Annotated in this window: 8 protein-coding genes; all 8 read right to left on the bottom strand. The window is 43.6% G+C overall.

The features are described from left to right. Nucleotides 1-17: 17 nt before the first annotated feature. Nucleotides 18-1325 carry a 3-phosphoshikimate 1-carboxyvinyltransferase gene (aroA, locus tag ACR65H_RS06445; protein ID WP_440499338.1) on the bottom strand — a complete coding sequence of 436 codons (1308 nt, stop codon included), beginning with the start codon at nt 1323-1325 and terminating at the stop codon, nt 18-20. 15 nt (nt 1326-1340) lie between these two features. Further along, nucleotides 1341-2456 carry a prephenate dehydrogenase gene (locus ACR65H_RS06450; RefSeq protein ID WP_440499339.1) on the bottom strand — a complete coding sequence of 372 codons (1116 nt, stop codon included), beginning with the start codon at nt 2454-2456 and terminating at the stop codon, nt 1341-1343. Nucleotides 2457-2458: 2 nt separating this feature from the next. Further along, nucleotides 2459-3553, bottom strand: a complete 1095-nt coding sequence (gene hisC, locus ACR65H_RS06455) for a histidinol-phosphate transaminase (RefSeq protein WP_440499340.1) — start codon at nt 3551-3553, stop codon at nt 2459-2461. Between the two features lie 26 nt (nt 3554-3579). Beyond that, on the bottom strand, nt 3580-3945 hold the full coding sequence (gene aroH, locus ACR65H_RS06460; protein WP_440499341.1) for a chorismate mutase: 366 nt from the start codon (nt 3943-3945) through the stop codon (nt 3580-3582). Then, the gene (aroB, locus tag ACR65H_RS06465; protein WP_440499342.1) at nt 3942-5048 is read right to left on the bottom strand and encodes a 3-dehydroquinate synthase; all 1107 of its coding nucleotides are present in this window, start codon (nt 5046-5048) and stop codon (nt 3942-3944) included. The genes aroH and aroB overlap by 4 nt, the downstream gene beginning before the upstream one ends. Before the next feature lies 1 nt (nt 5049). Beyond that, nucleotides 5050-6231 carry a chorismate synthase gene (gene aroC / locus ACR65H_RS06470; RefSeq protein ID WP_440499343.1) on the bottom strand — a complete coding sequence of 394 codons (1182 nt, stop codon included), beginning with the start codon at nt 6229-6231 and terminating at the stop codon, nt 5050-5052. A 152-nt stretch (nt 6232-6383) separates the two neighbouring features. After that, nucleotides 6384-7154 (bottom strand): CheR family methyltransferase, encoded by a 771-nt coding sequence (locus ACR65H_RS06475; RefSeq protein ID WP_440499344.1) that lies wholly within the window; start codon nt 7152-7154, stop codon nt 6384-6386. Between the two features lie 152 nt (nt 7155-7306). After that, a partial coding sequence (locus tag ACR65H_RS06480) for a hypothetical protein (protein ID WP_440499345.1) occupies nt 7307-7668 on the bottom strand: 362 nt, incomplete at its 5' end.

The raw sequence follows: 7668 nt of genomic DNA on the forward strand, positions 1-7668 counted from the left end.
TGTATACACTAGGAAAATTATTCTTCAATGCGCGCCGAGACGATTTGCGACAAATGATCAAAAAAGTTCGGGTAAGAAATCGCTATGCAAGAAGGGTCTTCAATATGAATAGGACCATCCGATACCAATGAGGCAATGGCAGCCATCATTCCTATTCTGTGATCGCCATACGATTTCAGTTCGCCCCCTGATAGCGCTGTAGGCCCTTCTATAATCATACCGTCGTCTGTCGCTTTGACATTGGCACCTAGCTTCGTTAGTTCGTCAGTGACGGCGGCAATGCGGTCTGTTTCCTTGACGCGTAGTTCCCCGGCATCCTTTATGACGGTTGTTCCTGTTGCTTGAGTGGCCAGCAATGCGATGATCGGCAATTCATCGATCAGCGTCGGTATGATATCCCCACTTATCTCTATTCCTTCCAAACGGTCGTGAGAAACTTTTACTACCCCATAAGGTTCGCCCATTTCACCGTTTTGTTCGAGTATATCCACTTTAGCTCCCATTTGACGCAACACTTCAATAATCCCTGTTCTTGTCGGATTTAGACCAACATCCAAGAAATCTACTTCACTGCCTTCTATCATGGCTGCAGCAACCATGAAAAAGGCTGCCGAGGATATATCTCCGGGAACGGTGACGTCTGTACCTGTCAAAGCCTGACCGCCCTTGATGCTTACAGTCTTCCCATCTTGAACAAGTTCTGCCCCAAACTGTTTGAGCATCCGCTCTGTATGATCTCTTGACACAGCAGTTTCCCTGACAACCGTTTCTCCTTCTGCATTTAATCCTGCAAACAGAATCGCAGATTTCACTTGCGCACTTGCAACTGGCATGTTGTAGTCAATTCCTTCGAGCTCAGTGCCTTCAATTGTCAGCGGAAGGAAATCTCCACTCTCTGCGCCAGCGATAGACGCACCCATTGATTGCAATGGAGTAGTCACTCTTTTCATCGGTCGCTTCGACAAAGAGTCATCCCCGGTCATTGTGGAAGTGACCGGTGAACCGGATAAGATTCCGAGCATCAATCTTGCAGTCGTCCCTGAATTCCCAGCATATAGCTCTTCCTTCGGAGTTGTCCACTTTCCAATCCCAGGACTATCTACGACAACATCTGTTCCTTTTCGTTCGATCGAGACGCCCAATCGCTTAAAAATCTCGATCGTCCGCAAACAATCTTCTCCATCTAGGAAACCTTTAATTGCAGTACGGCCTTTCGCTATCGACCCTAACATAATAGCACGATGGGATATAGATTTGTCACCAGGTACTTTAATTGAACCTTTTACTAAAGGCTTATCGTATTCCACTGTTTTCGTTTCAACCATGAAGAAGCCCCCTTATTAGAGAATATGCATACTATAATCCGTTGTTTTTGCAAGAACCGCCCTTGCAGCTTTACGATCGTCAGCCGTTTGGAAACTGATGACGAGAATCCCATAGACATCCGTCCGTGTCTCGACAATTCGTATGTTCGTTATGCTTATTTGTTCATCTGCAAGGATTTTCGTTATTTCAGAAATAATACCGGGATGATCTGGGATGTCGATATGTAAATCAAACGTCATATACAAGGCGCCTTGTACTGCTCCCTTGAAAGTGGAAGGCAAGTGGTCCCTGAATTCCTTAGCATCGGAAAAGAAATTGTATATTCGATCGGGATCATTTTCCACGATCATAGAACGGATCGACTGCATTTCCTCTAGCCATCCATCCAATTGCCCAAGTAGCTCGTCACGATTTTGAATCGTAATGTCCCGCCACATTGTAGGATCTGCGGAAGCAATACGTGTTAAATCGCGGAAACCGCCAGCCGCCAGATTTTTCACAAAAGGCTGTTCTTTTTCCTGATCAGCCAGTCTTCCAACAAGTGATGACGCGATGATATGAGGAAAATGACTTACAATTGCAGTCATTCGATCATGCTCGGCTGCATCTAAGACAACGATTTTGCCTTTTGAAGGAGCCAACAGATCAGTCAACCTATCGATTTGTTCAGAGCTTTCATGTTCGGAAGGTGTTAACACATAATATGCATTTTCGAAAAGATGCCCTTTAGCTGCAGCGATGCCGCTTTTATGTGATCCAGCCATCGGATGTCCTCCGATGAATGTCAAACCTCTATTCTGGAGTCTTTCGGCAGCCCTCATGATAGGATTTTTCGTGCTGCCCGTATCGGTAATGATGACATTTTCTTTGAATGTCCATTCCGAAGCTTCTTCCATCAAGGCAATCGTCGTATTCACCGGAGTTGCAAAAATAATGAAATCCGCCTTTTCGCATGCCGCCTTTGCGGAAGGCGCAATTCTATCAACGATACCTCGGCGGTACGCTTCGTCTGCAGTTGCATAAGAACGGTCAAAACCTGTTATTTGTATATTACGGCCGCCACGTTTTAATGCTAGCGCCAGTGATCCCCCTATGAGACCCAAGCCTATAATTGCTACATTATCAGTCATTTTCATCTACCTTTTTCTTGTAATAAAAGAGTAAATGCTTCAAGCAACCCAGTATTCTGTGATTCAGTCCCGATGGTAATTCTGACATATCCAGGAGTTCCAAGTGCATTGCCGCTTCTAACGATAAAGCCATGCTGTAATAGGAATTCCGAAGCTTCATCGGCATCGTTTGGGACTTCTAGTAAGACGAAGTTCGTTTCTGAATCAAACATGTGGATTCCTTTTTCATCAGCAAATTTCTTGAAGCGCACTCTCTCTTTTTCATTCAATGTCCGGCATTTTTCGATGAATGCATCGTCTTCCAAAGCCTTGCTTGCAACTGCCACTGCAAGTGTATTGTTATTAAAAGGGTTTCGCACTTTATTCAACTCGGTAATAATATCAGATGAGCCAACTGCATACCCTATTCTGAAAGACGCAAGACCATACGCTTTTGAAAATGTGCGCAATATGAGGATGTTAGGGAAACGATCCAACAATGTAATGGAGTCGACATGATTTGGATCGGTTACATATTCAAAATATGCTTCGTCTAGGACGACAAGGATATTTTCAGGTACTTGTACTAGAAATTGTACCAACTCATCGCTTGGAATGAGGCTTCCGGTCGGATTGTTTGGATTACATACCCAAATGATGGCAGTCCGTTCATTTATCGCGTTAGCGAAATCATTTAAATCATGATAACCTTTCTTTAAAGGAATTTCTGTAATTTCTGCCCCTTCAATTTTAGCATTATGAACGTATTGAGGAAAAGACGGAGTCGGCATGATTGTATGGACTTGTTCATCAAGCAATGCGCGCGAAATGATTGAAATAATTTCGTCAGATCCATTTCCGAAGAGGATTGATGATTCGTCCACTTTATGTTTTTCTGCCAGTTTTGCGCGTAGAGTTGTCCCATGTCCATCCGGATAAATTTCAAACGGCATCGTCGTGCTGCCTAAAAACTCAGTTACAGTAGATGCACAGCCGTACGGGTTTTCATTCGAAGCCAATTTGATGACATTGTCCAATCCGTAAGCCTTTTTCACTGCTTCAATAGATCTTCCCGGTGTATAGGGCTTCATAGTGTTGAGAACTGTTTTCCACTGCATATGTATTCCTCCGGTCTGAATATCTTTTAGTTTTGCAAATCAGGTCGTAGCTTCACTGCTTCGTTTTGATAAATATGTTTAATATCTTTTTGATTCGTTTCGGAATTGACATGCATAAGGATGCGGATGCATAGTGACAATGAACCGGGAACGTCCATTTCATGCGTGCACATGACCGGTACGTATTTCCATCCATCAATCGTCCTGACTGCTTTAGCAGGAAAAGCTGATTCAATATCTCGTGTCGTTGAAATGATGACTGAAACGATTTCTTCAGGTGCAACTGCATTTTCTTTTGCCATTTCCATTACTAAATTTCTCGTCGCATCAAGTACTATGTCAGTTTGATCTGAGACAACGGTAGTCGCCCCCCTTACACCTCTCACAGTCATGACTGTTCCCCCATTCTGATTCTTCTCTGCAAATCAAGAAAAGCCTGTTCACATTCTTCGGATGAAACTTTCATTACAAATGGTTTGCCTAGCTCTTCCAACATGACGAAATTCATTTCGCCGAATGCAGCTTTTTTATCTTTTTCCATGAAGACAAGGAAACTGCTAAATGAATGTTGCAAAACCGGTTCGAATGAATATCCATTCTTTCTTGCGAATTGAATATAACGATTTGTAAATGACGGGTTAATCTTTCCATGGCGTTCACTTAGAATGAAGCTGTATGCCATACCGATAACAACACATTCCCCGTGACTCAGACCTCCAAAGCCGCAAACCGCTTCCACAGCATGGCCGAAAGTATGGCCGAAATTCAAAAACTTTCTTGTGGAATGCTCAAATTCATCTGCTGCGACGATATCTGCTTTCACTCTAATTCCTTTTAACAGTTCTTCCGATAACCATTCTTCTGCTGGTTTAGTAAAATTCTCTTCTTCCAGCAGCATTACAGACCATTTTTCATCAGAAATGAAGGCATGCTTGATCAATTCCGCCATACCCGAGCGAATTTCACGAGGCGGCAATGTTCGTAACAGTTCCGTATTGAATAATACTACTGACGGCTGATGGAAGGAACCGACCATGTTTTTCCCTTCCGGAAGATTGATGGCGGTCTTCCCCCCCACTGCACTATCGTGTGCAAGGATAGTCGTCGGACATTGGATGAATTTGATCCCTCTCATGAAAGTGGCGGCAACAAATCCTGTCAAGTCTCCACATGCCCCTCCCCCAAATGCGATAAGGATGGAATTCCGGGTGAAATTCTCTCTTACTAAATAGGATTGGCATTCAAAATATACTTCCTGCGTCTTACAACTTTCCCCTTGAGGGACTATCTTTATAAAAGGTTCAACTCCAGATTTTTGCAGGGCTTCAAGAAGTACTGGCAAGTGAAGGTCGGCTGCCTGTTCATCAGCGATGACCCCCACTCGATCAGCACTTTCCAGCAAGTCGAGATAATCTGTCGATAACAAGTCAAACACATGCTCTCCAATACGAACATCATATTGTGCGTCAGGCAATTGAACGGTCAGTTTCCCCATATTAGAACTCCTTTACATATTGTCGGTAGCGCTCGATCTCTTCCTTCAAGCCATCCATCGTATCGGATCGGAATTCATCCATAATCGCTTTTGCCATTTCGGTTGCAATTACATGCTCCGCAACAACTGACGCAGCCGGTACTGCACAAGGATCTGATCTCTCGATTGTCGCTACGAATGGTTCCTTCGTATCGATATCTACGCTCTCAAGCGGCTTGTACAATGTAGGGATCGGTTTCATGACACCCCGGATGACAATCGGCATTCCTGTCGTCATGCCTCCCTCAAGTCCACCTAGGCGATTGGATTTCCGATAGTAGCCGAGCTCCTCTGACCATGCAATCTCATCATGCACTTCGCTTCCCGGTTTTTGTGCCATTTTAAAGCCCAATCCGAACTCTACACCTTTGAAAGCATTAATGCTCATCATGGCTCCAGCAAGCTTTCCATCCATTTTACGGTCAAATTGGACGTAGCTGCCGATTCCTGGCGGGCAGCCTTCTACAACGACCTCTACGACTCCCCCAAGCGTATCTCCGCGTCCTTTAATATCATCAATCGCTGCAACCATTCTGGCAGACGCCTCTTTATCCGCGCAATAGACAGGATCATTCTCGATGATTGTTCGCAGCTCATCCATCGACAATCCGGAATACGTTTCAGGATCGGTCGTTATGCCGCCAATTTCCGTCACATGTGCAACTGTGTTGATGTTTAACTGACGAAGAAATTGTTTCGCTACAGCTCCAATTGCTACTCGCATCGTCGTCTCCCTTGCGGAGGATCTTTCAAGGACATTTCGTAAATCGCGATGTCTATATTTCATACCACCCACAAGATCCGCATGACCTGGCCGTGGTCTTGAAATTTGTCTCTTTATATCTTCGGGATTTACATCGTCCGCCAATGGTTCGACTCCCATAATACTCGTCCAATGTTTCCAATCGTCATTAACGACCGTCAATGTTACAGGCGATCCGAGCGTCTTCCCATGTCTTACACCGGAGGTAATAAGCACCTGATCTTTTTCTATTTGCATCCGACGACCACGTCCATGGCCGCCTTGACGTCTTTTCAATTCGTTGTTGATCATTTCTGCCGTCAATGGCATTTGAGCGGGCAACCCTTCAATAATGGCTGTCAATTGTGGACCGTGTGACTCGCCAGCTGTAAAAAACCTCATTCCATTTCCTCCTTTATCTCTCTTCTTAAGGATGGATTAAACATCCGTTTCATAGCACTTTATCAAACTAAAACAATTTTGACTATAGGTATTAATGAAAAAATCCGGATATTTTCCGGATTTAAAGATAAATATGATATGAAAACGTTTTCTCAAAGTTTCCTGTAAAAGAATGTCTCTTCTGATTCAAATCCGTATTTCGACGGATTAAAAATTTGCTCGGTACTTCCGACGAATAGAATTCCCCCTGGCTTTAGCGCTTTTGAAAAATCGGAGTAGATCTGATCCTTCGCTTCTTCCGTAAAGTAAATCATTACATTTCTGCATACGATCAGATCGAATCCTGAGCCGTACGGATCCCCTAATAGGTTTTGCTGTTTGAATTGGACTGTCTTTTTAATTTCATCTTTCACTTGGTAGTGCTGTCCTTCATTGACAAAGTATTTGTCCAAAATGGGTTTGGGGACTTCCTTCAACGATCGTTCTTGATACAGTCCGACTTTCGCACGCTCCAATACGCCTGCATCAAGATCTGTCGCTAAAATTGATATATCCCTTAAAGGAACGTGAGAAGACAATACCATGGCAAGTGAATACGGTTCCTCACCCGTTGAGCAAGCGGCACTCCATATTTTCAACTTTTTGTTATTGGCAAGCAGCATCGGGAAAATTTTCTTATCAAGAACGTCCCATCTTTGTGCGTTCCGGTAAAATTCCGAAACATTTATTGTCATCCGATCGAGGAATTCATCGAGCAGTGTGTCGTCGTTATGTATTGCGGAATAATAGTCCGAAAAGTTGTGGAAACCCTTTTTTTCATAGAGGGACGTAAGCCTTCTTTTCATCTGTGCTTCTTTATATAATGATAAGTCGATTCCAGTCTTTTTCTTTATTTTCAATATGAAATCGATGTAGTCTGACATGCATAATCCCCCTGACACTCTTTTTCACCTATTATACCGGATAGAAGGTAACAAATGTGACAATTCTCCAATGTGTCCTCTTTTGGACAAAGATAATTATGAAGTTGCAAGTTAATGTCCAAATAACAGGATTTCCGGCAGGGCCGGTGCTTTCAAAACCTCATTCTTGAGCGCGAAACCACATTCTTGAGCGCGAAACCACATTCTTGAGCGCAGAAACTACATTCTTGAGCGTAAAACCGTTTTCTTGAGCGCAAAAACGGATTCTTGAGCGCAGAATCATATTCTTGAGCGCAAAACCATATTCTTGAGCGCGAAACCACATTCTTGAGTGCAGAAACTACATTCTTGAGCGTAAAACCGTTTTCTTGAGCGCGAAACCACATTCTTGAGCGCAGAAACGGATTCTTGAGCGCAAAACCACATTTTTGAGCGCGAAACCGTTTTCTTGAGCGCAAAAACGGATTCTTGAGCGCAGAATCATATTCTTGAGCGCAAAACCATATTCTTGAGC

This window comes from Sporosarcina sp. SAFN-015 (genome assembly GCF_059415085.1).